The sequence below is a fragment of the Stenotrophomonas nitritireducens genome, from assembly GCF_001431425.1.
Lineage (GTDB): Bacteria > Pseudomonadota > Gammaproteobacteria > Xanthomonadales > Xanthomonadaceae > Stenotrophomonas > Stenotrophomonas nitritireducens.
This window is the reverse complement of the sequence record NZ_LDJG01000021.1, coordinates 1-21,135: the sequence shown is the minus strand read 5'-3', so window position 1 is coordinate 21,135 and position 21,135 is coordinate 1. Positions and strand designations below refer to the sequence as shown.

Sequence of the window (21,135 nt, the reverse complement as noted above, 5' to 3'; positions counted from 1 at the left end):
GGCATGGCCGCGCGGACCGGCGCCGGTCCCGCGGCGTTCCGTCATCGCGCGTGGCGCTTGAGCAGTTCCAGCAGCACCGCTGCCTCGCCCGCCCGCCTGGCCGGATCCTTCTCGGCGACGACGTGGTCGCTGAGGTGGCCGGCCATCACCTCCAGCATCAGCCCGTGCATGGCGCCCTTGGCAGCGGCGATCTGCACCAGCACCGCGTCGCAGTCGTCGCCGGCCTCCAGCGCGTGTTCCAGCGCGGCCACCTGGCCGGCGATGCGGCGGACGCGGGTGAGCAGCTTCTTCCTGTCGCGCTGGATATGTGCCATGCCATGGATCGTATACCCTATGGGGGTATACGAAAAGATCGCCGCGATGAACCTTGAAGCCCTTGCCCGTTCCCGCCGGCACCGCCACGCCTTCAGCGAAGGCAATCCGATGGCGGAGAAGAACACCCGCCGCGCCATGACCCTGACCGTGCTGATGATGGGGGTGGAGATCGCCGGCGGCTGGTGGTTCAACTCGATGGCGGTGCTGGCCGACGGCTGGCACATGAGCTCGCATGCGCTGGCGCTGGGGCTGGCCGCCTTCGCCTACGCCTGCGCGCGGCGCTACCGCGACGACCCGCGCTTCGCCTTCGGCACCTGGAAGATCGAGATCCTGGCCGGCTACACCAGCGCGATCCTGCTGCTGGGCGTGGCCGCGATCATGGCCTTCGAATCGATCGCGCGCGTGTTCAAGCCCAGCCCCATCCACTACCCGCAGGCCATCGCCATCGCCGTGGTGGGGTTGGCGGTGAACCTGTTGTGCGCGTGGTGGCTGCGCGACCAGCACGATCACCACCATGGCCATGGCCACGACCACGACCATCATCACGGCCATCATCACCACGACCTCAACCAGCGCTCGGCCTACCTTCACGTGCTGGCCGATGCGGCCACTTCGGTGCTGGCGATCGTCGCCCTGCTCGGTGGCCTGTATTTCAACGCGTCCTGGATGGACCCGGTGATGGGCATCGTCGGCGCGGTGCTGGTGTCGGTGTGGGCCTGGGGCCTGATCCGCCAGACCGGCCGCGTGCTGCTGGATGCGGAGATGGACACGCCGGTGGTGGCGGAGATCCGCGAAGCGGTCGAGCAGGGCGAGGTGCCGGCGCGCATCAGCGACCTGCACGTCTGGCAGGTCGGCCGCGGCCGCTTCGCCTGTTCGATGGAGGTGGCGACCGTGCCGGGCGTGGGCGCCGAGGTATTCCACCGCGCGCTGTCGATCCACGAGGAGATCGTGCACGTCACCGTGGAAGTGCGCAGTACCGCCCTTCCAGCCGTCCCGTAGGAACGGATCCAGTCGCGACCGGCCGCCGCTGGCAAGGCCGGTGCCGGCCGAAGGCGCCCCTGCGACGGTCGGCCAAGGTGTTCAGATGATGCGCAGGGTGATCGCCTTGAGTACCGCGCGGGTGCGGTCGCGGGTGTCCAGCTTGTCGAGGATGGCCGAGACGTAGTTCTTCACCGTGCCCTCGGCCAGGAACAGGCTGCCGGCAATCTCGCGGTTGCTGTAGCCGCCGGCCATCAAGCGCAGCACGGCCACCTCCTTCTGGCTGAACAGCTCCCTGGGCGCATCGTCGGCGTGGTAGCGATAGCGCTGCCGCACTGCTTCGGTACTGACCGGCTGCAGCAGGGTGTGGCCGGCGACGATGCGCACGATGGCATCGCGCAGGTCTTCCGGCGCGGCGTCCTTGAGCAGGAAGCCCTGCGCGCCGGCTTCGGTGGCGCGCAGCAGCAGGTCGCTCTCGTCGAAGGTGGTCAGGAACAGGCAGGGCGTGCTGTCGCCGCGTTCGCGCAGCGCCTGCAATGCCTGGATGCCGTCCATGCCCGGCATGCGGATGTCGGAGACGATCAGCTGCACCGGCTGCTGCTGCAGCTGTGCCAGCAGAGCCTCGCCGCTGTCGGCCTCGAATGCGATCTCGATGCCCTGCTGCAGCAGCAGGGCGCGCAGGCCGGCGCGGATCAGGGCCTGGTCGTCGACCAGGGCGATGCGTGGGGCGCCGCTCATGCCGCGAACTCCGCCTGGATGTGCAGCGCGCCGGACGCGCCGCGCCGCAGCTGCAGCCTGCCGCCGTGCTCGGCGACGCGTTCGCGCATGCCGGTCAGGCCGTTGCCTTCGCGCAGTTCGCCGCGCAGCCGGCCATCGTCGTGCATGTCCAGCCGCAGGCGGCCATCGTGCTGGCGCAGGGCCACGTGCAGTACCTGCGCATCGCCGTGGCGCGCGCTGTTGGTCAGGGCTTCCTGCACGCAGCGCAGCAGCGCCTCGGCCAGGCCGGTGTCGCGCAGCTGCACGTTGTCGTCCAGCCGCAGCTGCAGCCGTGGTCGCGGCAGGGGCGCGGCCAGCGCGTGCAGGGCGGTGGCGATGTCGAGCTCGCCGCTGTCGCGCAGCGACTGCACCACCGCGCGGATGTCGCCGAGCAGCTCGGCGGAAAGCTGTTCGCACAACGCCAGCCCGGCCGGTGCGTCGGCGCGTCCTGCCAGCGCGCGCAGCTGCAGGCGCAGCGCGGTGAGTTTGTGTCCGGCGACATCGTGCAGGTCGCGTGCGAGCCGCAGGCGCTCGGCATCGCGCGAGCTTTCCGCCAGCAGCGCGCGGGTGGCGAGCAGGTCGGCATTGACCAGCGCCAGCCGGTCGCGCGCCTGCTCGGCGCTGCGCGCATAGTGCGTGGTGAGCATGGCGAAGGCCTGGAAGCCGGCGAAGATCAGCACCACCACGCCGGCATGCGCGTTGACCCCGCGCAGCACGAAGTACATGCCCAGGTTCAAGGCGGCGACGGCGAGCAGGGCGACGCGCAGCGGCCAGGTGGCGGCAACCTGCGCGGCCAGCATCACCAGCAGCGCGGGCGCCACGCCGCTGTAATGGGCCAGCCGCACCAGCGCCAATGCGGCGACGGCTTCGACCAGCAGCAGCGTCGCCCGTTGCCAGGACGCCTGCGGCAGCGCCGTGGCCACCAGGAAGGCGGCCAGGAACAGCAGGGCGCAGGCCCAGCGCCACGGCTGCAACGCGGCGTCGCCATAGGACAGGGTGAAGGCCACGGCGCACCAGGTGAGCAGGCCGGCCAGGTTGAGGGGATGAAGTAGTCCGCGCCAGCGCGACTGCGAGCCGATTTCCATGCGCGCATGCTGGTGGGCGCGGCCGCCGCCGGCAAGGGGGGCGGTGCAGAAAGTGACTTCCGGCAGGGTCCGGTGGTGACCGTGGCGACTGCCGTGACTGGCACCGCTCCGCGAACCTGTGCATGGCCGCCGCATTCCGCCGGCCGTCACCGGAGGAACCGTCATGCCTGGATATTCGTTGTTCGTCGCGCTGCACGTACTGGCCGGCGTGGTCGCGCTGGTGGGCTTCTGGTCGGCGGCGCTGATGAAGAAAGGTTCGCCGCGGCATCGCGCGCTGGGCAAGGTGTACCTGGTGGCGATGGCGGTAATCGTGGCCACCGCGTTGCCGATCACCGTGCAGTACGCCTTCTTCCGCCAGCAGCCGCTGTCGGCGCTGTTCCTGGCCTACCTGATGGCCATCACCGGCAATGCCGCCTGGCTGGCGTGGCGCGCGGTCACCGACAAGCGCGACTGGAAGCGGCTGGTAGGGCGGATCGGCTGGAAACTGGCGCTGTGGCCGATGCTGCTGCTGGCGCTGGCCACGCTGCTGGTGGGCATCGGCAAGGGCCAGATACTGTTCCTGGGGTTCTCGATGATCGGCCTGTGGACAGGCTGGCGCATGCGGACATTCGCCCGCCGCGGCCCCTCGCGCCCGGACTGGGCGCTGCGCCAGCACTACCAGTCCATGCTGGGCGCGGGCATCGCCACCCACGTCGCCTTCCTCGGCATCGGCATGCGCCCGGTGTGGCAGTGGCTGCAGGCGCACGCCACGGTGCCGCCGCTGCTGGTCGAACTGTTCCCGTGGACGGCGCCGGTGGTGGTCGCGGTGATCGTCGGCATCCGCCTGGACCGCAGGTACGGTGGCCGCCGGGCCGCGATGGCGCAGGCGCCAAGGTGAGGCTTTAGGGGTAGGAGCGGCTTCAGCCGCGAAAGGGCTTTCCCGACAAAAGCCCCCTCGCGGCTGAAGCCGCTCCTACGGGCGTGGGCTCAGACGTCGCCGCCGTCGGCCCAGCCTTCGCCGCTGCCGCGCTGGAACACCCGGTCGCCGTCCTGCACGTCGCCGGCCGGGAAATGCGCCTGCTCGGCCAGCCGCGCGTAGAGCGGGGTGAAGTCCGGCTCGGTCGCCGCCATCAGCTGCTCGAAGCTGTCGATGACGAAATAGGTCTTCTGGAAGGTGTCGATGCGGTAGCGGGTGCGCATGATCCGCTCCAGGTCGAAGCCAATCCGGTTCGGCGCCCCCGATTCCAGCGAGTACAGCGATTCGCCCTTGGACGAGACGATGCCGGCGCCGTAGATGCGCAGGCCCTCGGCGGTGTCGATCAGGCCGAACTCCACCGTGTACCAGTACAGGCGGGTCAGGTTCTGCAGCGCCTCCGGGCCGATGGCGTGCGCCTTGACCCCGCCGCGGCCGTAGGCGGCCATGTAGTCGGCGAACACCGGGTTCATCAGCAGCGGCACATGGCCGAACAGGTCATGGAACAGATCGGGTTCTGCGATGTAGTCGATCTGGTCGGGGCGGCGGATCCACCAGGTCACCGGGAAGCGGCGGTTGGCCAGGTGCTCGAAGAAGTCCAGTTCCGGCAGCAGGCCTTCCACGCCGACCAGGGTCCAGCCGGTGGCCGCGCCCAGCACTTCGTTGAGCTGGTCGAAGCGCGGGATCATGTGCTCGCTCATGCCCATCTCGTCCTGGGCATCGAGGAATTCGCGGCAGGCGCGGCCGACCAGCAGTTCGCGCTGGCGCCGGTACAGCGTGCTCCAGGTGGCATGGTCGTCGGCGCTGTAGCCGTCCCACGGCTGCTCCACCACGGCAGTGGTATAGACCGGCACGTATCCCTTGTCGGTCTGTTGGTGCTCTACGCGGCGCGGGGAAGTGTCCATGGCGGTATTCCGGGAAAGTCGATCACCGGAATGGTAGAAAGCCGGCCGCGCAACAGGTGTGCGAAATTGCGCAGGATGCATGACATGGCGCAACATTGTTGCGTCGATTCTATGTTGCGGAGCAACAAATGAATGCCGTCTCCCTCGATCGCACCGATCTGCGCCTGCTGGCGGAAATCCAGCAGCATGGCCGCGCCACCAACGCCGAACTGGCCACGCGGGTGAACCTGTCGCCTTCGGCCTGCCTGCGCCGCGTGCAGCGGCTGGAAGCCGAAGGCGTGATCGCCGGCTACGGCGCGCGCCTGGAACCGCGCGCCATCGGCCTGGGCCTGCAGGCCTTCGTGCGCGTGCAGCTGTCCAAGCACGGGCAGGCGGCGATCGGCCACTTCGTCGAGGCGGTGCAGCTGTGGGACGAGGTGGTGGCCTGCCACGCGCTCACCGGCGACATGGACTACCTGCTGCACATCTACGTGCGCGACCTGGACCACTTCTCCGCGTTCCTGCTCGACAAGCTGCTCGATGCCACCGGCGTGGCCGACGTCAATTCCAGCTTCGTGCTGCGCACGGTCAAGGAGTTCCGCGCGCTGCCGCTGTCGCAGCTTGGCCGCGGCTGATGCAGGCCGGCGCGGAAGCGCGCGGGGCAGCCGCACATTGGATCAGGATGCGATCGACGCCGGCTTGATCCGCGTCATGGTGGCCGTGGGAGCGGGCGCGGAGGATGGCGCCACCCCACACGAGAGCCCGCCATGTCGATCCGCCTCTTCCACGCCTTGCCCCTGCTGCTGGCCGCCGCGCCGGCGCTGGCGGCCGATGCCGGCGGCGCGCCGCTGCTGGACCTGCGCTACCGCTACGAGCATGTCGCGCAGGACGGTTTCGCCCGCGACGCCGATGCCCACACCGCACGCCTGCGGCTGGGCTACCGCACCGCGCGCTGGCACGGCTGGTCGGCATTGGGCGAAGTCGACGGCGTGGCGCACCTGGGCGGCGAGCGCTTCAACGACACCCGCAACGGCCGCACCCAGTACCCGACGGTGGCCGACCCGGATTACGCCGAACTCAACCAGGCGCTGCTGCGCTATGACGGCGCGCGCGGCAATGTGCAGTTCGGCCGGCAGCGCATCAACCTGGGCAACCAGCGCTTCGTCGGCGGCGTGGGCTGGCGCCAGAACGAGCAGACCTACGACGGCGCGATGGCCGAATGGGCGCCGGATGCGCGCTGGAAACTGACCTACGCCTACGTGGGCAACATCAACACCGTGTTCGGTCCGGACGAACCGGCCGCGCCCAGCCTCACCGCGCCGGCCAACATCCACGGCGACAGCCACCTGCTGCAGGCGCGGTTCGCGCCGAGTGCGGCGCTGGCGCTCACCGGCTATCACTACCGGCTGGACCTGGAGAACGTGGCGGTGGCGGCGGGCGCGCCACGCGGCACGCTGTCGAGCGACACCACCGGCCTGCGCCTGCAGGGCAGCCACGGCGCCGTCGGCTACGTGCTGGAACATGCGCGGCAGGTCGATGGCCGGGACAATCCCTGGTCGCTGGACAGCCGCTACTGGCTGGGCGAAGCCAGCCATGCCGCCGGGAACGTGAAGAGCACGCTCGGCTATGAAGTGCTCGGCGCCGGCCATGGCGGCCCCGGCAACCGCGCCTTCCAGACGCCGCTGGCGACCAAGCACGCGTTCCAGGGCTGGGCCGACCAGTTCCTGACCACCCCGGCCGACGGCCTGCGCGACGCCTATGCCGGTGTGGCGCTGCCACTGGCCGGCGGCAAGGCGCAGGCCTGGTACCACGACTTCCGCAGCGACCGCGGCGGTTACCGCTATGGCCGCGAGTTCGACCTGTCGTGGGAGCGCGCCATTCCGCAGCTCAAAGGCCTGAGCGTGCTGCTCAAGACCGCGCGCTACCGTAGCAGCGACGCGCTGCGCACGCGCGACGCCGACAAATTCTGGGTGCAGGTGCAGTACACCCGGTTGTAGCCCGCACGACCCGCAAATACCGCAAAGGCTCTGTAGAGCGGGGCAACGCCCCGCTGGGGGCATTTCCGAGCAAGCCCCGCCCAGCGCTAGAAGCCACCGCGCTCCGCCTTTTGTAGAGCGGGGCAACGCCCCGCTGGGGCATTCCCAAGCAAGCCCCGCCGGGCCCTGCCCGGCGCTACAAGGCGCTGTGTTTTCCTTGGCGCCCTGCAGGGACGCAACGCTCTGGTTGATTGAAACGCCGGCCGCCGCTTCAGTGCGCCGGCGCGATGCAGTCCCCGTTCTTGCCGCGCAGCTTGTCCAGCCGCGAGCGGCCATCCAGGCAGCGCTGGTAGGCCTCGGCCGCCGCCGCGCTGGCGCGCGCGTCGGCGTTGCGCGCGCTGGTTGTATGCGCCTGCTGCAGGCGGGCGATGCCGGCGCGGATCTGCGGCATGGCCGCCATCGCCGCCTTCTCGCCTTCGAGGATGGCGCGACCGCGCTGCTCGAAGTCGGCCGCGCCGATGTCCAGCACCTGCGGGCGGATCACCACGTCGGCGCGCGCCAGTTCCTGTTCGCCCAGGCGCTGGCCCATGATCGCGATGGACTGGTTCACCGTACCCAGCAGGCTGCCCGGGCGCTGCCCGCTGGCCTTGCTGGAAATGTCCACGGCGATGACGAACTCGGCGCCGAGCTGGCGCGCGGCGTCCACCGGCACCGGGCTGACCACGCCGCCGTCGACGAAGGTCTTGCCGCCGATGGCGACCGGTTCGAACACGCCCGGCACCGAGCTGGACGCGCGCACCGCCTGGCCGACATTGCCGCGCACGAACACCGCGCGCTCGCCGGTCTCCAGCTGGGTGGCCACCGCCGCGAACGGCTTCTTCAGCTGCTCGGCCGGCTTGTTGCCGACCTGCGCGTTGACGTAGTCCTGCAGCTTCTGGCCCTGGATCAGGCCACCGGAGAACAGGCGCACGTCGCGGATGCTGGCCTGGTCCAGCGACACCGCCTTCTGCTGCATGTCGAAGGCATTCATGCCGCTGGCGTACAGCGCGCCGACCACGCTGCCGGCACTGGTGCCGGACACCACCACCGGCTCGAAGCCGTTGGCCTCCAGCATCTTGATCACGCCGATATGGGCGAAGCCCTTGGCCGCGCCGCCGCCCAGGGCCACGCCGATCTTCACCGGCTTGGCCGGCGTGCCGGGCACCGCCGCCTGCGCCGGCGCGGACGGCCGCGTGTTCTCGCCGCCGCAGGCAGCCAGCAGGCCAAACAGCGAAAGGGACAGCAGCAGGCGGGCGTTGCGCGGCTTCATGATGAATGGGTATGCGGGAAAGGGCGCAAGCATAGCGGCAAGCGGCCAAACGGCGGGCCAACGGTCAGGCACGGGTCAGAACCGGTTGTCCCCGTCCAGGATGCGCCCCAGCCCGCCCAGCACCGAGCCTTCGCCGCGGCTCTGGCCGCCGCCCTGCGGCGCGGCCGCGTACATGCGCCCGGCCAGGCGCGAGAACGGCAGCGACTGCAGCCACACCTTGCCGGGCCCGGTGAGGGTGGCCAGGAACACGCCCTCGCCGCCGAAGAACATGCTCTTGAGCCCAGCCACGCGGCGCACGTCCATGTCCACGCCGGCGTGGTAGGCGACCACGCAGCCGGTGTCCACGTCGATGCGTTCGCCGGCAGCCAGCTCGCGTTCGACCACGCAGCCGCCGGCATGCACGAACACCCAGCCGTCGCCCTCGAGTTTCTGCATGATGAAACCCTCGCCGCCGAACAGGCCGGTCATCACCTTGCGCTGGAAGTGCACGCCGATCTGCGCGCCGCGCGCGCCGGCCAGGAAGCTGTCTTTCTGGCAGATCAGCTTGCCTCCGTGCTCGTCGAGCTTCATCGGCAGCACGGTGCCGGGGTAGGGCGCGGCGAAGGCGACCCTGGCCTTGTCCTGGCCGGTATGCGTGTAGAGCGTGGCGAACAGGCTCTCGCCGGTGATCACGCGCTTGCCGGCCGCCATCAGCTTGTCCATGAGCCCGGCGCCCTGGCCTTGGTGGCGGCCGTCGCCGAACACGGTCTCCATCCGTACCGCGGCGTCCTTGAACATGAGCGCACCGGCCTCGGCGATGGCGCTCTCGCCCGGGTCCAGCTCGATCTCCACGAACTGCATCTCATGGCCGACGATGCGGAAGTCGATGTCGTCGGCGCGGTTGCGGCGCCCGCCCACCGGTGGTGGCATCGGTGGCGGCGCTGCCTGGCCACCGAACTCGGGCAGCGCCGCGGCCGGTTGCCAGCCCTGCATGCCCTCGCGCCAGGCCAGGGCATCGCGGTGCAACTGCACGTGGCGGCGGGCGGTCTCGTGGTCGAGCGGACCGGTGCGGTCGGGCTGTCCGGGGGTGTGGAAATACCACTGGCTCATGGGCGGACCTGGCGGGTAATGGCGGTCGCCCAGTCTATGCCGCGGCGGTTGCCGCGCCGCGCGGGTCAGCGGGCTTCGTGCAGTGCCTTGTGCAGCGTGTCCAGCAGCTGGCCATCGTCCAGCCGGTGTTCCCAGTACATGATGCCGCCGAGTTTGTTGCGCCTGACGTATGCGGCCTTGATCGCCAGCGACTGCGGGTCGTCGTAGGTGATCAGCTGGCGGGTGGCGGGATTCCACAGCCAGGGTACCTGCGCCTGCGCGTCCCAGTGGCGTTCCCAGCCCGGCGCGCCGAGGCGGGTATGCACGATCTCGCTCCAGGTGATGAAGCCGCCATCGCTGGCGAACTTCCGGTAAAGGCCATGGTCGACGGGTTCGACGTCGCCGAAGCTGCGGCCATAGAAGGGCACGCCGACATTGATCTTGTCCGCCGGCACGCCGGCATCGAGGAAGTAGCGCACCGCGCCTTCGGTGGTGCGTCCGTCCGCCGGGGCCAGCGCCGAACGCGCCAGCCCGCTGTGGTGGCCGGTGGTCGGGGTCAGGCTGCCATGGAAGTCGTAGGTCATCAGGTTGATCCAGTCCAGCGACCGGGCGATGCGCGGCAGTTCCAGGCCTTCGGCGAAACGGCCTTCGGCCGCAGCGATGGTCAGCAGGTAAGGGCGCTTGCCGCCTTCGCGGTCCAGGCGCGCGCGCAGCGCTTCCAGCAGCAGGGTGAAATTGCGGCGGTCGTCCGGGCTGTGGCTGATGTCGGCATCGCCCAGGGTCGGGTATTCCCAGTCGATGTCCAGGCCGTCGAGGTCGAAGCGGTGCAGCAGGGCGACGCCGCTGTCGATGAAACGCGCGCGCGCCGCCGCGGTGGCGGCCGCCTCGGAAAAGTTGCCGGCGCCCCAGCCGCCGATGGACAGCACGATCTTCAGCGCGGGGTTGACGGTGCGGTGGGCGACGAGCGCATGCACCTGCGCCGGATCGACCGTGTCGGGCAGGTACACGCTGCCGTCCGGCGCGACCCGGGCGAAGGCGAAATTGACCACGTCCAGCTGCGCGGCTGGCAGGCGCAGGGGCGCCGGGCCGTCGGTCACGTAGCCGATCAGGCGGAAGGACTGCGCCTGCGTGGCGGCGGCGAATGCGAGCAGCGCGGCCGCCAGCAGGACGCGCAGGCGGCGGTGGGGTGTGGACATGGGAGGCCCTGGCGTGGACGAACGCCCCACTCTAGCCGCAATGAGGGGAGCCACCCTGCGAGGTAACGCCTGAAACCGCTGGCCACCGGACCCGCAGGAGCGACGGAAGCCGCTCCTGCGAAAAGCGGCTCAACGCGCTTCTGGCAGATCGGTTGCCAGCACCGCGTCTTCGGCGGCGCAGTCGCGCGGCATCGGCAACGCCTGTGCGGGCGTGGCGGCGATCTCGCGCCGCGCCGCGGCGAGGTCGGCGCGGAACTCGGCGTTGTCGTGCAGACGCGCGACCACGGCCGCGCCCATCGCCTGGCCCTGCTGCACGTCGCTGTACCAGTGCACGTTGCACACCAGCCGGCTGTGGCCGTAGTTGCGGCCGCGCTCGAGCAGGGCGGTGGCGCGCTCCGGGGCGATTTCCGACAGGATCAGCGCCCAGGCCCAGCCGATCGCGGTGTGGCCGGACGGATAGGAGCCGCTGCCGCGCAGGTGCGGCTCGTCGTCGGGCGTGCAGGTCGGCTCGCCATTGACCATGAACGGGCGCGGCCGCTTGTAGTGATTCTTGGCCGCGCGGGTCGCCGCGCTGGCGTCGATCAGGCTGCGCTGCAGCAGGCGGTACAGGGCCGGCGTGCGTGCGGCATCGACAGGAACCCCGAGTGCGCAGCTGAACTGCCCGGCGCCGGTGGGGAAGCGCAGGTCGGCATCGGTATGGGCCTGGCGGAAGCGCGCGCTGTCGCGCAGCGCGAGGGCCTGGCGGGCGACGGCGTCGTCCAGCGCGGCCCAGGCCGAACCCGGCGCCGGTGGTGGCGGGCTCAGCGCCAGGCTGTCGGGGATCGCGGCCCCCTGCAGGTAGCCGGTCGGCGCCGGTGCGGTGGCCTGGCCATGGCCGGCGGAAACGGTGGCGGGCGTGCCGGCGCAGGCGCCGAGCGCGGCGGCCAGGACGAAGGCCGCGCCCAGGCGCAGCGGAAACGGGGAACGGGACATCGCGGCGGCATGGATCGGTGGAACGGGCCGGCATCATCGCACCGATGCCGCCGCCCACCTATACGGCGCGGGCCCAGGCGGTCAGCCGGCCGTCTTCTTCCTGCACGTCGATCGGGCCGCCGAACACCTCCGACAACGGGCCGGCGCGCAGCAGTTCGCCGCGCCGGCCGTCGGCGAAGATGCGCCCGCCCTTCATCAGCACCACCCGCTGGATTTCCGGAATCACTTCCTCGATGTGGTGGGTGACCAGCACCAGGGTGATGCCCTGCCCGGCGAGGTGGCGCATGGTGTCGACCAGGTGCTGGCGCGAGACCAGGTCCAGCCCGGTGGAGGGCTCGTCCAGCAGCAGCGCGCGCGGCTGGTTCACCAGCGCGCGGGCGATCAGCACGCGGCGGGTCTCGCCGGCGGACAGCTCGGCGTAGCTGCGGCCCAGCAGCGACGAGGCGCGGGCCAGTTCCAGCGCGTGGCGCGCGCGGTCGCGCATGGCGTCGGTGACGTCGCGGTGCGCCGGCACCACGTAGCTGGCGAAGAAGCCGGAGATCACCGCGTCCTCCACCCCCAGCCCGGGCATGTCGGACAGGTTGCTGGACAGGTCGCCGGTGACGATGCCCAGCTGCGAGCGCAGCCGGTCCACCTGCCAGCGGGTCTGGCCCAGCACCTTGACCGGCACGTGCCCGTCGGCGCGCGCCAGCGGGTACAGCTCGCGCGTGATCAGCTTGATGAAGGAGGACTTGCCGCAGCCGTTGGGGCCGAGGATGGCGGTGTGCTGGCCCTGTTCGATGCGCAGGTCGAGTTCGTGCAGGACCCGGACCTGGCCGCGGATGACGCAGGCATGGTCCAGCTCGATCAGGGGGGCCGCGACGGCGGCGGGTGCGGTGGGCATCATTCAGGCAAGGTCGGGCGGTGGCGGGGCAGCTGAAGGATTGGACCAAAGTTGACGCTCGGGGTGATGAAGTTTGCCGCGGCAGGCCCCATCATGTGTATCCACGGTTTCATCCGTCACCGAAACAGCTCTGGAGTTCCGCGATGTCCGACACCCTCCTCGACTTCCTCACCGGCGGCATCGCCGGCCTGGGCTGGTGGGGCATGCTGGCGGTGCTGCTGGTGTTCACCCAGCTCACCATCTTCGCGGTGACCCTGTACCTGCACCGCAGCCAGGCCCATCGCGGCGTGGACTTCCACCCGCTGGTCTCGCATATCTTCCGCTTCTGGACCTGGCTGACCACCTCGATGATCACCCGCGAGTGGGTCGCCATCCACCGCAAGCACCACGCCAAGGTCGAGACCGACGAGGACCCGCACAGCCCGGTGACCAAGGGCATCGGCCGCGTGTTCTGGCGCGGCGTGGAGCTGTACCGCGAGGCGCGCACGATGCGCGCGGACATCGAGCAGTACGGCCGCGGCGCGCCGGAAGACTGGATCGAGCGCCACCTCTACACCCCGCACGCCAACCTCGGCCCGGTGTTCCTGTTCGCGCTGAACTTCGCGCTGTTCGGCCTGCCGGGCATCGCCCTGTGGGCGATCCAGATGGCGTGGATCCCGTTCTGGGCCGCCGGCGTGGTCAACGGCCTGGGCCACTGGTGGGGCTACCGCAACTTCGAATCGGCCGATACCTCGACCAACCTGACGCCGTGGGCGTTCTGGATCGGCGGCGAGGAACTGCACAACAACCACCATGCCTTCCCCAGCTCGGCGCGCTTCTCTATGCGCCGCTGGGAGTTCGACATCGGCTGGCAGGCGATCCGCCTGCTGCAGGCGCTGGGCCTGGCCAAGGTGCTGCGCGTGGCGCCGACCATGGACATCCGCCCCAACATCGCCGTGCCCGACGCCGACACGCTCAAGGCGCTGCTCTCGCACCGCTTCCAGGCGATGACCGACTACCAGCGCAACGTGTTCGCCCCGGCCCTGCGCGAAGAGGCGGCCGCCGCTGGTGCCAAGCTGCGCAAGCTGCTGCCGCGGCGCATGCGCAAGGGCCTGGTCAACGACGGCCGCTGGCTCAAGCCGGCCTGTCGCGAACAGCTGCAGCAGTGGGTGAGCCAGCGCCCGAACATCCAGGTGCTGGTCGAGCACCGCGCGCGCCTGGCCGCGCTGCTGGAAGCGCGCACCCACGACGCCGCCGAGCGTCTCCGGCACCTGCAGCAGTGGTGCCACGAGGCCGAGGCCAGCGGCGTGGCCGCCCTGCAGGCCTACGCGGCGCGGCTGAAGGGTTATTCGCTCAGCGCGGCATGACCAACCGCGCCTCCGGTTCTGCACATGGACGCCGCCTCGTGCGGCGTCTGTCGTTGCTGCTGGCGGCGACGCTGCCGTGGGCCGCGCTGGCGGCGCAGGTGCAGGACACCACCGACTACCTGCGGCGCATGGACCTGGACGGCGACGGCCGGGTAAGCCCGGACGAATACCTGCAGTGGATGCTCTACGCCTTCGACCGCATGGACCGCAACGGCAACGGCGTGCTGGAGCCGGAAGAGCAACCCGGCGGCCGCGGCAGACCGATCACCCGCGAGCAGCAGAAGCAGGTGATCCTCGAGCGCTTCCACAAACAGGACGCCGACGGCGACGGTTACCTGAGCGCGCGCGAACTGATGGCGCCACCGCGCTGACCGCGATTCCCCATCTGTAGATGCGCGGCTCGCCCCGCACCTGTGATGTGTCTGGAGAAAGCCCCCTGAGTCAGGGGGCGCGCCAAAGGCGCGGGGTGTGGCAAGTGAGAGACGGGGCCCGCGGTTTGCGAGGCAAACCGTGGGGCGACAGCGCGCAGCGATGGCGTGTTCCCCCTGAGTCAGGGGGCGCGCCGAAGGCGCGGGGTGTGGCAAGCGAGAGACGGGGCCCGCGGTTTGCGAGGCAAACCGTGGGGCGACAGCGCGCAGCGATGGCGTGTTCCCCCTGGGTCGGGGGGCGCGCCGAAGGCGCGGGGGTGTAGCAAGCGAAAGACGGGGCCCGCGGTTTGCAGCGCAGACCGGCAGCACGCAGCGATGGTGTATCCCGGCACTACAATCGCCCCATGCCAGAACTCCCAGAAGTCGAAACCACCCGCCGCGGCCTGGAGCCGCACCTGCAGGGGCGGCGCATCCATGGCGTGATCCTGCGCCGGCCGGACCTGCGCTGGCCGATTCCGGCGGAGATCGAGCGCGAGCTGCCCGGCCAGCGCATCGCCGCGATCCGCCGCCGCGCCAAGTACCTGCTGCTGGATACCGATGCCGGCAGCGCACTGCTGCACCTGGGCATGTCCGGCAGCCTGCGCGTGCTGCCCGGCGACACGCCGGTGCGCGCGCACGACCACGTGGACATCAGCCTGGAGGATGGGCGCCTGCTGCGCTTCAACGACCCGCGCCGGTTCGGCTGCCTGCTGTGGCAGCCGGCGGGCGAAACCCACGAACTGTTGCGCGCGCTCGGCCCGGAACCGCTGGACGACGCGTTCGACGGCGACTACCTGTTCGCGCGCAGCCGCGGCCGCAGCGCGCCGGTCAAGACCTTCCTGATGGACCAGCGCATCGTCGTCGGCGTCGGCAACATCTATGCCGCCGAAAGCCTGTTCATGGCCGGCATCAATCCGCTGCGCGAGGCCGGCAAGGTCTCGCGCGAACGTTACCGGCGCCTCGCCACGGCGGCAAAGGAGATCCTCGGCCACGCCATCACTCGCGGCGGTACCACCCTGCGCGATTTCATCAGCCCGGATGGTGCGCCCGGTTACTTCGAGCAGGAGCTGTCGGTGTACGGCCGCGAAGGCGAGGCCTGCGTGCGCTGTGGGCGCGCACTGCGCCATGCCAGCATCGGCCAGCGCGCCAGCGTCTGGTGCGCTCACTGCCAGCGGTGAAGGAGGCCGGTGGACCTGGCCGGATGGGCAGGCTCCAGCTTTCACCCGCTGCTTACCTTCATTCACCCGCGCCTGCCTATCATCCGCACACCCCTTTCCGGACGAACGCATGGATCGACGCGACTTCCTCCAGCGCGCCTCGCTGGCCCTGGCCGCTTTCGGCCTGCCTGCGCTGCCGGCCTGCGCCGCCGCCGACAGGCAGCTCGGCCTGCGCCGCATCGGCCAGCCGCAGCCGTTCGACTTCGCCGCGCTGAAGGGCCAGGCGCGCGCGCTGGCGCAGGCACCGTACCGCAGCCACAAGCGCAGCCTGCCGCCGGAAGTGGACGCGCTGGACTGGGACCAGTACCAGTCGATCCGCTACCGCCAGGACCACGCGCTGTGGGCCGACCAGCCCGGGAAATTCCAGGCCAAGTTCTTCCATCTCGGCCTGTATTTCCATTCGCCGGTGCGCATGTTCGACGTGGTCGATGGCAAGGCCCAGGAACTGGCCTACGACCCGGCCGCGTTCGATTACGGCAAGAGCGGCATCCATGGCAGCCGGCTGCCGGCGGACCTCGGCTTCGCCGGTTTCCGCCTCAACACCCGCGCCGATACCGACCGCGACTTCGCCGCGTTCCTGGGCGCCAGCTATTTCCGTGCGGTGGGCAAGGAAGGCCAATACGGCCAGTCCGCGCGCGGCCTGGCGATCGACACCGGCATGGGCAGGCCCGAGGAATTCCCCGACTTCATCGCCTATTACCTGGAACAGCCGGCAGCCGGCTCGGACACACTGGTGGTCCATGGCCTGCTCGACTCGCCCAGCGTGGCCGGTGCCTACCGCTTCGCCATCACCAATGGCGACGTGCTGCTGATGGACATCGACAGCGCCTTGTATCCGCGCCGGGAGATCGAGCGGCTCGGCATCGCGCCGTGCACCAGCATGTACCAGGTCGGCGAGAACGACCGCCGCATGGGCTGGGACTGGCGCCCTGAGATCCACGACACCGACGGCCTGTCGATGTGGAACGGCGCCGGCGAGTGGATCTGGCGCCCGCTGTGCAATCCGGCGCAGCTGCGCTTCAACATGTTCGTGGACGACAATCCGCGCGGCTTCGGCCTGCTGCAGCGCGACCGCGATTTCGACCACTACCAGGACGACGGCGTGTTCTACGAGAAGCGTCCCTGCCTGTGGGTGGAACCGAAGGGACAATGGGGCGAGGGCTCGGTGCAGCTGGTGGAGATTCCCACCGTCGACGAGACCTTCGATAACATCGTCGCGTTCTGGAATCCGAAGCAGAAGCCGCAGCCGGGTGAGGAACTGCTGGTCGGTTACCGGCTGTACTGGGGCGCGCAGCTGCCGGCACGGCCGCCGTTGGCGCACTGCGTGGCCAGCCGCACCGGACTGGGCGGCATCATCGGCAAGAAGCGCGAGTATTTCTCCTGGCGTTTCGCGGTGGATTTCGAGGGCGGAGACCTGGCCGGCCTGATCGACAAGGCCGAGGTCGAAGCGGTGGTGGAAACCAGCCGCGGCCGCGTGGAAGTCGTCTCCGCCCGTCCGCTGCGCGAGATCAACGGCTACCGCGCCATGTTCGACCTGGTGCCGCCCGAAGGCAGTTACGACCAGATCGACATCCGCCTGTACCTGCGCAGCGGTGGCAAGACCCTCACCGAAACCTGGTTGTACCAGTACAGCCCGCCCCCGGCCGGTGCGCCGGAGCGGACGTTGTATTGATCAGATACGGGGCAGGCGCCGTGGTGCCAGGCTCGGCGCCTGTGCCTCCGTCTGCTGCGGTGATCCGTGCACCCGCATCAAAACCCACCCCTGACGCCTGAACTGTGGCCGCGTGGCGTCACGTTTGCGCTTCGGGCTTCTGCTTCAGCGCCAGAGCATGTGGCTGCCTGCTTGGGCATAGAAGCACAGGGCCCGGGTGCGGCTGTACAAATACGCAGACTAGGCCAGGCCAGGCCGCGTTGAAACGTTCCTGCGCATTACTGGCGGGCTTCGCTTCCCCAATCAGCTCATATGTTCCCGATGATCCCCGCGATCATTGCCCATTCGGGCGGTGAAGAAAGCATCCGCAGCGTATTGCGGGAGGTGATGCCGGAGTTCATCGCAGTGGATCTTCTGCTGCCGATAAAAGATTCACTGCAGCAGGAGGGGGCTTCAGCTCCAACGAGGATCCTGCCTGCCTTGCGAGATCGGGGGCGGTATCTCCTTCAGCTTTTCAAGCCGCTTTGAACCATCTTGAACCAGGCGCGCTGTCGTTCGCTGGGTGATTGCAATCCGGAGCGCCCTTGAGCCAAGGGCGCGCTCCGGCAGGCCCGGGAATGCGGGAGATGATGAGCTGGGGCCGCATGGTCTGCGGCGCACACCCTGGAGTAAATACGCGAATGCGTGTTTACAGCGGCAACGGCGCCTGCATCGGCTCGATGCGGCCCTCGCCGCGGGTGATCTTCTTGAACTCGGCGCGGCTGACCGATACGTAGCGGTCGTTGCCGCCGATCTCCACCTGCGGACCGTCCTGCACGGCGAAGCCGTTCCCGTCCACGCGCACGGTCATCGTCGCCTTCTTGCCGCTGTGGCAGATGGTCTTGATCTCCTGCATCTCGTCGGCCCAAGCCAGCAGGTACTGGCTGCCCTCGAACAGCTCGCCGCGGAAATCGGTGCGCAGGCCGTAGCACAGCACCGGGATGCGCAGCTGGTCCACCACCTCGCTCAGCTGCCACACCTGCGCCTTGGTCAGGAACTGCGCCTCGTCCACCAGCACGCAGCCTAGCCGCCCATGCGCGGCCATGTCGCGTTCGACCAGCTGCTGCAGGTCGGTGTCGTGGTCGAAGGCGGTGGCCTCGGCCTGCAGCCCGATCCGCGAGGCGACCACGCCGCTGCCGGCGCGGTGGTCCAGGCGCGGGGTCAGGATCGACACGCGCATGCCGCGCTCGCGGTAGTTGTGCGCCGACTGCAGCAGGGTGGTGGTCTTCCCGGCGTTCATCGCCGAGTAGTAGAAGTAGAGCTTGGCCATGGGGCATTTTAGCGTGCGCCGGCCGCCACGGCCGATGGCTTACACTGCCGCCCTGCGACAGACCCTATCCCATGCTGGACTCCCTCAATCCCCCCCAACGCGCGGCGGTGCTGCACACCGAAGGCCCCCTGCTGGTGCTGGCCGGCGCCGGCAGCGGCAAGACCCGCGTGATCGTGGAGAAGATCGCCCACCTGATCGGCAGCGGCCGCTACAGCGCCCGCCGCATCGCCGCGATCACCTTCACCAACAAGTCGGCCAAGGAAATGCGCGAGCGCGTGGCCAAGCGCCTGCGTGGTGGCCAGGCCGAAGATGTGACCATCTGCACCTTCCACGCGCTGGGGCTGAAGTTCATGCAGATCGAACATGCCGCGGTGGGCCTGAAGCGCGGCTTCTCGATCTTCGACGCCGACGACGCGGCGGCGCAGGTCAAGGACCTGCTTGGCGGCAGCAATGCCAAGCCCGACGACATCGAGGACATGAAGAACCTGATCTCGCGCGCCAAGAACGCCGGCCTGTCGCCGGAGCAGGCGATGGCGGCCGCGCGCAGCAACCGCGAGAAGGACGCGGCGATGGTCTACGAGCTGTACCAGGCGCGGCTGACCGCCTTCAACGCGGTCGACTTCGACGACCTGATCCGCCTGCCGGTGCAGGTGCTGGAAGAGAACCCGGACATCGCGCTGGCCTGGCGCGAGCGCATCGGCTACCTGCTGGTGGACGAATGCCAGGACACCAACGACGCCCAGTACCGCCTGCTCAAGCAGCTGGCCGGGCCGGCCGGCAACTTCACCTGCGTGGGCGACGACGACCAGAGCATCTACGCCTGGCGCGGCGCCAATCCGGAGAACCTGCAGAACATGGCGGTGGAGTACCCGTCGCTGCAGATCGTCAAGCTGGAGCAGAACTACCGCTGCTCCAACCGCGTGCTGCGCGCGGCCAACGCGCTGATCGCGCACAACCCGCACGAACACCTGAAGACGCTGTGGTCCGACCAGGCCGACGGCGAGCGCATCCGCGTGTGGGAGTGCCGCAACAGCGAGCACGAGGCGGAGAAGGTGGCCGCCGAGATCCAGTTCATCGCCACCAGCCGGCGCGTGCCGTGGAGCGATTTCTGCATCCTGTTCCGCGGCAACTTCCAGAGCCGGCCGCTGGAGAAGGCGATGCAGCTGGTCGGCGTGCCGTACCACCTGACCGGCGGCACGGTGTTCCTGGAACGGCAGGAAGTGAAGGACACCCTGGCCTGGCTGCGGCTGCTGGTGAACCCGGACGACGACACCGCCTTCATGCGCGCGGTGCAGGCGCCCAAGCGCGACGTCGGCGCCGGCACCCTGGCCAAGCTGGCCGAACTGGCCTCGGAGAAGGGCATGTCCATGGCGCAGGCCGCCGAGGCGATGGGCGCGCTGGCACAACTGCCGCCGCGCGCGGCCAACAGCCTGAGCCGGTTCACCGACATCCTGCGCGCGCTGCGCATGGACATGCGGCAGATGTCCTCCGGCGACCTGGTGCGCCGGGTGTCCAAGGACTCGGGGATGCTGGCCGAACTGCGCCACCAGGCCAAGGACACCGCCGGCTACGAGCGCCGCGCCGGCAATCTGGAGGAACTGGCCTCGTGGTTCGAGAACGGCCCGCGCGGCGCCAGTGCCGCCGACATGGCCGCGCAGCTGGCGCTGATCTCGCGCAACGACAAGGACGATGGCGGCAACCAGGTGCGGATGATGACCCTGCATGCCTCCAAGGGCCTGGAGTTCCCGTATGTGTTCATCGTCGGCTGCGAGGACGGCGTGCTGCCGCACCAGGTCAGTCTCGACGAGGGCAACCTGCAGGAGGAGCGGCGCCTGCTGTACGTGGGCATCACTCGCGCCAAGATCCAGCTGTGGATGAGCTACAGCCGCCTGACCCGCAAGTTCGGGGAGCACGTGCGGCTCAAGCCCAGCCGCTTCTTCGGCGAACTGCCGGCGGCGGAGATGCAGCGCGACGGCGCCGACCCGGTGGCCGACGCGGCGAACAAGAAAGAGCGCGCGCAGGCCGGACTGGCGGCGATCCAGGCGTTGTTCGACTAGGTGCCATGCGGCTCTTGCGCATGTCCGCGACCGGAGCGACGCTGCATGGCAACGACCGGGGACAAGGGCTGGCATGCTGATCGAAACCGAACGACTGCGGTTGCGCCTGCTGCGCGACGACGATGCCGATGCCGCCGCGATGCTGGAACTGCTCAACGACCCGGGATTCCACCGCTACATCGGCGACCGTGGAATCCGCACGCTGGAGCAGGCGCGCGACTGTGTCCGTGACGGCCCGCTGGCGAGCTACTCGCGGCATGGCTACGGCATGTACGCGGTCGAACGGCGCAGCGATGGCGTATGGCTGGGCAATGCCGGGCTGGTACACCGCGCCGCATTGCCCCATCCCGACATCGGCTATGCCCTGCTGGAACGGCACGCCGGCCAGGGTTACGCGCTGGAGGCCGCGCGGGCGGTGCTGGGACATGCGCGCGGCAGCCTGGGACTGGGCGCGTTGTGCGCGATCGTGGCGCAGGGCAACGCGCGTTCGGTCGCGTTGCTGGAAAAGCTCGGTTTCCGGGCCGCCGGCACGACCCGCCTGCCAGGCAAGGAGGAGGAACTGTTGTTGTTCTTCAACGAGCCCGGCGATTGCGGGTGAGGCGCGGGAGCATTGCCGGAAGTGCCCCAGCGGGGCGGCGCCCCGCTCTACAGGGCGGCGGGGTTCCGTAGCGCCGGGCAACGCCCGGCGGGGCTTGGCCGGGAATGCCCCAGCGGGGCGTTGCCCCGCTCTACAAGGCGGCTGGGTTCCGTAGCGCCGGGCAGCGCCCGGCGGGG

Annotated in this window: 21 protein-coding genes; 11 read left to right on the top strand and 10 right to left on the bottom strand. The window is 69.7% G+C overall.

Features of this window, described 5'->3' with window-relative positions:
- Positions 1-41 precede the first annotated feature (41 nt).
- On the bottom strand, positions 42-314 hold the full coding sequence (locus ABB22_RS13480; RefSeq protein WP_055768797.1) for a metal/formaldehyde-sensitive transcriptional repressor: 273 nt from the start codon (positions 312-314) through the stop codon (positions 42-44).
- A 46-nt stretch (positions 315-360) separates the two neighbouring features.
- Between ABB22_RS13480 and dmeF the strand changes: the two genes are divergently transcribed.
- Entirely contained in the window at positions 361-1,314 is a 954-nt protein-coding gene (gene dmeF / locus ABB22_RS13475; RefSeq protein WP_055770242.1) for a CDF family Co(II)/Ni(II) efflux transporter DmeF, read from the top strand.
- An 81-nt stretch (positions 1,315-1,395) separates the two neighbouring features.
- Here the strand turns inward: dmeF and ABB22_RS13470 are convergent, their stop codons facing one another.
- Together ABB22_RS13470 and ABB22_RS13465 are read right to left on the bottom strand one after the other, a co-directional pair.
- Positions 1,396-2,031, bottom strand: a complete 636-nt coding sequence (locus ABB22_RS13470) for a response regulator transcription factor (RefSeq protein WP_055768800.1) — start codon at positions 2,029-2,031, stop codon at positions 1,396-1,398.
- Complete coding sequence (locus ABB22_RS13465; RefSeq protein WP_082443591.1) at positions 2,028-3,269, bottom strand: sensor histidine kinase; 1,242 nt, start codon at positions 3,267-3,269, stop codon at positions 2,028-2,030. Before ABB22_RS13465 ends, ABB22_RS13470 begins: the two co-directional genes overlap by 4 nt.
- Before the next feature lie 28 nt (positions 3,270-3,297).
- Between ABB22_RS13465 and ABB22_RS13460 the strand changes: the two genes are divergently transcribed.
- Complete coding sequence (locus ABB22_RS13460) at positions 3,298-4,011, top strand: DUF2306 domain-containing protein (RefSeq protein ID WP_152984179.1); 714 nt, start codon at positions 3,298-3,300, stop codon at positions 4,009-4,011.
- A gap of 89 nt (positions 4,012-4,100) precedes the next feature.
- On the opposite strand, the gene phhA is transcribed toward ABB22_RS13460, so the two are convergent.
- A complete protein-coding gene (gene phhA / locus ABB22_RS13455) occupies positions 4,101-4,991 on the bottom strand; it encodes a phenylalanine 4-monooxygenase (RefSeq protein WP_055768809.1) in 891 nt (296 codons plus the stop codon).
- A 128-nt stretch (positions 4,992-5,119) separates the two neighbouring features.
- Between phhA and ABB22_RS13450 the strand changes: the two genes are divergently transcribed.
- Complete coding sequence (locus tag ABB22_RS13450; protein WP_055768812.1) at positions 5,120-5,605, top strand: Lrp/AsnC family transcriptional regulator; 486 nt, start codon at positions 5,120-5,122, stop codon at positions 5,603-5,605.
- A gap of 132 nt (positions 5,606-5,737) precedes the next feature.
- Positions 5,738-6,967: an alginate export family protein gene (locus ABB22_RS13445; RefSeq protein ID WP_082443592.1), complete on the top strand. Its 1,230-nt coding sequence runs from the start codon at positions 5,738-5,740 to the stop codon at positions 6,965-6,967.
- Positions 6,968-7,217: 250 nt separating this feature from the next.
- Here ABB22_RS13445 and ABB22_RS13440 read toward each other — a convergent pair whose 3' ends face one another.
- The 5 genes from ABB22_RS13440 to ABB22_RS13420 all read right to left on the bottom strand — a co-directional run bounded on the left by ABB22_RS13440 (position 7,218) and on the right by ABB22_RS13420 (position 12,377).
- The gene (locus ABB22_RS13440; RefSeq protein WP_055768813.1) at positions 7,218-8,255 is read right to left on the bottom strand and encodes a patatin-like phospholipase family protein; all 1,038 of its coding nucleotides are present in this window, start codon (positions 8,253-8,255) and stop codon (positions 7,218-7,220) included.
- Positions 8,256-8,330: 75 nt separating this feature from the next.
- Positions 8,331-9,344 (bottom strand): TIGR00266 family protein, encoded by a 1,014-nt coding sequence (locus ABB22_RS13435; protein ID WP_055768816.1) that lies wholly within the window; start codon positions 9,342-9,344, stop codon positions 8,331-8,333.
- Between the two features lie 65 nt (positions 9,345-9,409).
- Positions 9,410-10,519, bottom strand: coding sequence for a glycoside hydrolase family 18 protein (locus tag ABB22_RS13430; protein WP_055768819.1), 1,110 nt, complete (start codon positions 10,517-10,519; stop codon positions 9,410-9,412).
- A 129-nt stretch (positions 10,520-10,648) separates the two neighbouring features.
- On the bottom strand, positions 10,649-11,491 hold the full coding sequence (locus ABB22_RS13425) for an acid phosphatase (protein WP_055768821.1): 843 nt from the start codon (positions 11,489-11,491) through the stop codon (positions 10,649-10,651).
- Positions 11,492-11,549: 58 nt separating this feature from the next.
- Positions 11,550-12,377 (bottom strand): ABC transporter ATP-binding protein, encoded by an 828-nt coding sequence (locus ABB22_RS13420; RefSeq protein ID WP_055768824.1) that lies wholly within the window; start codon positions 12,375-12,377, stop codon positions 11,550-11,552.
- A 140-nt stretch (positions 12,378-12,517) separates the two neighbouring features.
- Here ABB22_RS13420 and ABB22_RS13415 point away from each other — a divergent pair, with 140 nt between their 5' ends.
- The 5 genes from ABB22_RS13415 (at position 12,518) to ABB22_RS13395 (ending at position 17,523) form a co-directional block, all read left to right on the top strand.
- Entirely contained in the window at positions 12,518-13,720 is a 1,203-nt protein-coding gene (locus tag ABB22_RS13415; RefSeq protein WP_055768826.1) for a DesA family fatty acid desaturase, read from the top strand.
- On the top strand, positions 13,717-14,091 hold the full coding sequence (locus ABB22_RS13410) for an EF-hand domain-containing protein (RefSeq protein ID WP_055768828.1): 375 nt from the start codon (positions 13,717-13,719) through the stop codon (positions 14,089-14,091). The genes ABB22_RS13415 and ABB22_RS13410 overlap by 4 nt, the downstream gene beginning before the upstream one ends.
- Before the next feature lie 401 nt (positions 14,092-14,492).
- The gene (gene mutM, locus ABB22_RS13405) at positions 14,493-15,305 is read left to right on the top strand and encodes a bifunctional DNA-formamidopyrimidine glycosylase/DNA-(apurinic or apyrimidinic site) lyase (RefSeq protein ID WP_055768830.1); all 813 of its coding nucleotides are present in this window, start codon (positions 14,493-14,495) and stop codon (positions 15,303-15,305) included.
- Positions 15,306-15,414: 109 nt separating this feature from the next.
- Positions 15,415-17,016, top strand: a complete 1,602-nt coding sequence (locus tag ABB22_RS13400; RefSeq protein ID WP_055768834.1) for an OpgD/OpgG family glucan biosynthesis protein — start codon at positions 15,415-15,417, stop codon at positions 17,014-17,016.
- A gap of 291 nt (positions 17,017-17,307) precedes the next feature.
- A complete protein-coding gene (locus tag ABB22_RS13395) occupies positions 17,308-17,523 on the top strand; it encodes a hypothetical protein (protein ID WP_055768837.1) in 216 nt (71 codons plus the stop codon).
- A 160-nt stretch (positions 17,524-17,683) separates the two neighbouring features.
- On the opposite strand, the gene ABB22_RS13390 is transcribed toward ABB22_RS13395, so the two are convergent.
- On the bottom strand, positions 17,684-18,304 hold the full coding sequence (locus tag ABB22_RS13390; RefSeq protein ID WP_055768840.1) for a thymidine kinase: 621 nt from the start codon (positions 18,302-18,304) through the stop codon (positions 17,684-17,686).
- Positions 18,305-18,378: 74 nt separating this feature from the next.
- Here ABB22_RS13390 and ABB22_RS13385 point away from each other — a divergent pair, with 74 nt between their 5' ends.
- Positions 18,379-20,361, top strand: a complete 1,983-nt coding sequence (locus ABB22_RS13385; RefSeq protein ID WP_152984182.1) for a UvrD-helicase domain-containing protein — start codon at positions 18,379-18,381, stop codon at positions 20,359-20,361.
- A gap of 73 nt (positions 20,362-20,434) precedes the next feature.
- Entirely contained in the window at positions 20,435-20,959 is a 525-nt protein-coding gene (locus ABB22_RS13380; RefSeq protein WP_055768845.1) for a GNAT family N-acetyltransferase, read from the top strand.
- Positions 20,960-21,135 lie beyond the last annotated feature (176 nt).

Excerpts from the sequence above, each read along its gene's own strand:
- ABB22_RS13480 (WP_055768797.1), bottom strand. The coding sequence starts at position 314 with ATGGCACATATCCAGCGCGACAGGAAGAAGCTGCTCACCCGCGTCCGC.
- dmeF (WP_055770242.1), top strand. The coding sequence starts at position 361 with ATGAACCTTGAAGCCCTTGCCCGTTCCCGCCGGCACCGCCACGCCTTC.
- ABB22_RS13470 (WP_055768800.1), bottom strand. The coding sequence starts at position 2,031 with ATGAGCGGCGCCCCACGCATCGCCCTGGTCGACGACCAGGCCCTGATC.
- ABB22_RS13465 (WP_082443591.1), bottom strand. The coding sequence starts at position 3,269 with ATGCGGCGGCCATGCACAGGTTCGCGGAGCGGTGCCAGTCACGGCAGT.
- ABB22_RS13460 (WP_152984179.1), top strand. The coding sequence starts at position 3,298 with ATGCCTGGATATTCGTTGTTCGTCGCGCTGCACGTACTGGCCGGCGTG.
- phhA (WP_055768809.1), bottom strand. The coding sequence starts at position 4,991 with ATGGACACTTCCCCGCGCCGCGTAGAGCACCAACAGACCGACAAGGGA.
- ABB22_RS13450 (WP_055768812.1), top strand. The coding sequence starts at position 5,120 with ATGAATGCCGTCTCCCTCGATCGCACCGATCTGCGCCTGCTGGCGGAA.
- ABB22_RS13445 (WP_082443592.1), top strand. The coding sequence starts at position 5,738 with ATGTCGATCCGCCTCTTCCACGCCTTGCCCCTGCTGCTGGCCGCCGCG.
- ABB22_RS13440 (WP_055768813.1), bottom strand. The coding sequence starts at position 8,255 with ATGAAGCCGCGCAACGCCCGCCTGCTGCTGTCCCTTTCGCTGTTTGGC.
- ABB22_RS13435 (WP_055768816.1), bottom strand. The coding sequence starts at position 9,344 with ATGAGCCAGTGGTATTTCCACACCCCCGGACAGCCCGACCGCACCGGT.
- ABB22_RS13430 (WP_055768819.1), bottom strand. The coding sequence starts at position 10,519 with ATGTCCACACCCCACCGCCGCCTGCGCGTCCTGCTGGCGGCCGCGCTG.
- ABB22_RS13425 (WP_055768821.1), bottom strand. The coding sequence starts at position 11,491 with ATGTCCCGTTCCCCGTTTCCGCTGCGCCTGGGCGCGGCCTTCGTCCTG.
- ABB22_RS13420 (WP_055768824.1), bottom strand. The coding sequence starts at position 12,377 with ATGATGCCCACCGCACCCGCCGCCGTCGCGGCCCCCCTGATCGAGCTG.
- ABB22_RS13415 (WP_055768826.1), top strand. The coding sequence starts at position 12,518 with ATGTCCGACACCCTCCTCGACTTCCTCACCGGCGGCATCGCCGGCCTG.
- ABB22_RS13410 (WP_055768828.1), top strand. The coding sequence starts at position 13,717 with ATGACCAACCGCGCCTCCGGTTCTGCACATGGACGCCGCCTCGTGCGG.
- mutM (WP_055768830.1), top strand. The coding sequence starts at position 14,493 with ATGCCAGAACTCCCAGAAGTCGAAACCACCCGCCGCGGCCTGGAGCCG.
- ABB22_RS13400 (WP_055768834.1), top strand. The coding sequence starts at position 15,415 with ATGGATCGACGCGACTTCCTCCAGCGCGCCTCGCTGGCCCTGGCCGCT.
- ABB22_RS13395 (WP_055768837.1), top strand. The coding sequence starts at position 17,308 with ATGTTCCCGATGATCCCCGCGATCATTGCCCATTCGGGCGGTGAAGAA.
- ABB22_RS13390 (WP_055768840.1), bottom strand. The coding sequence starts at position 18,304 with ATGGCCAAGCTCTACTTCTACTACTCGGCGATGAACGCCGGGAAGACC.
- ABB22_RS13380 (WP_055768845.1), top strand. The coding sequence starts at position 20,435 with ATGCTGATCGAAACCGAACGACTGCGGTTGCGCCTGCTGCGCGACGAC.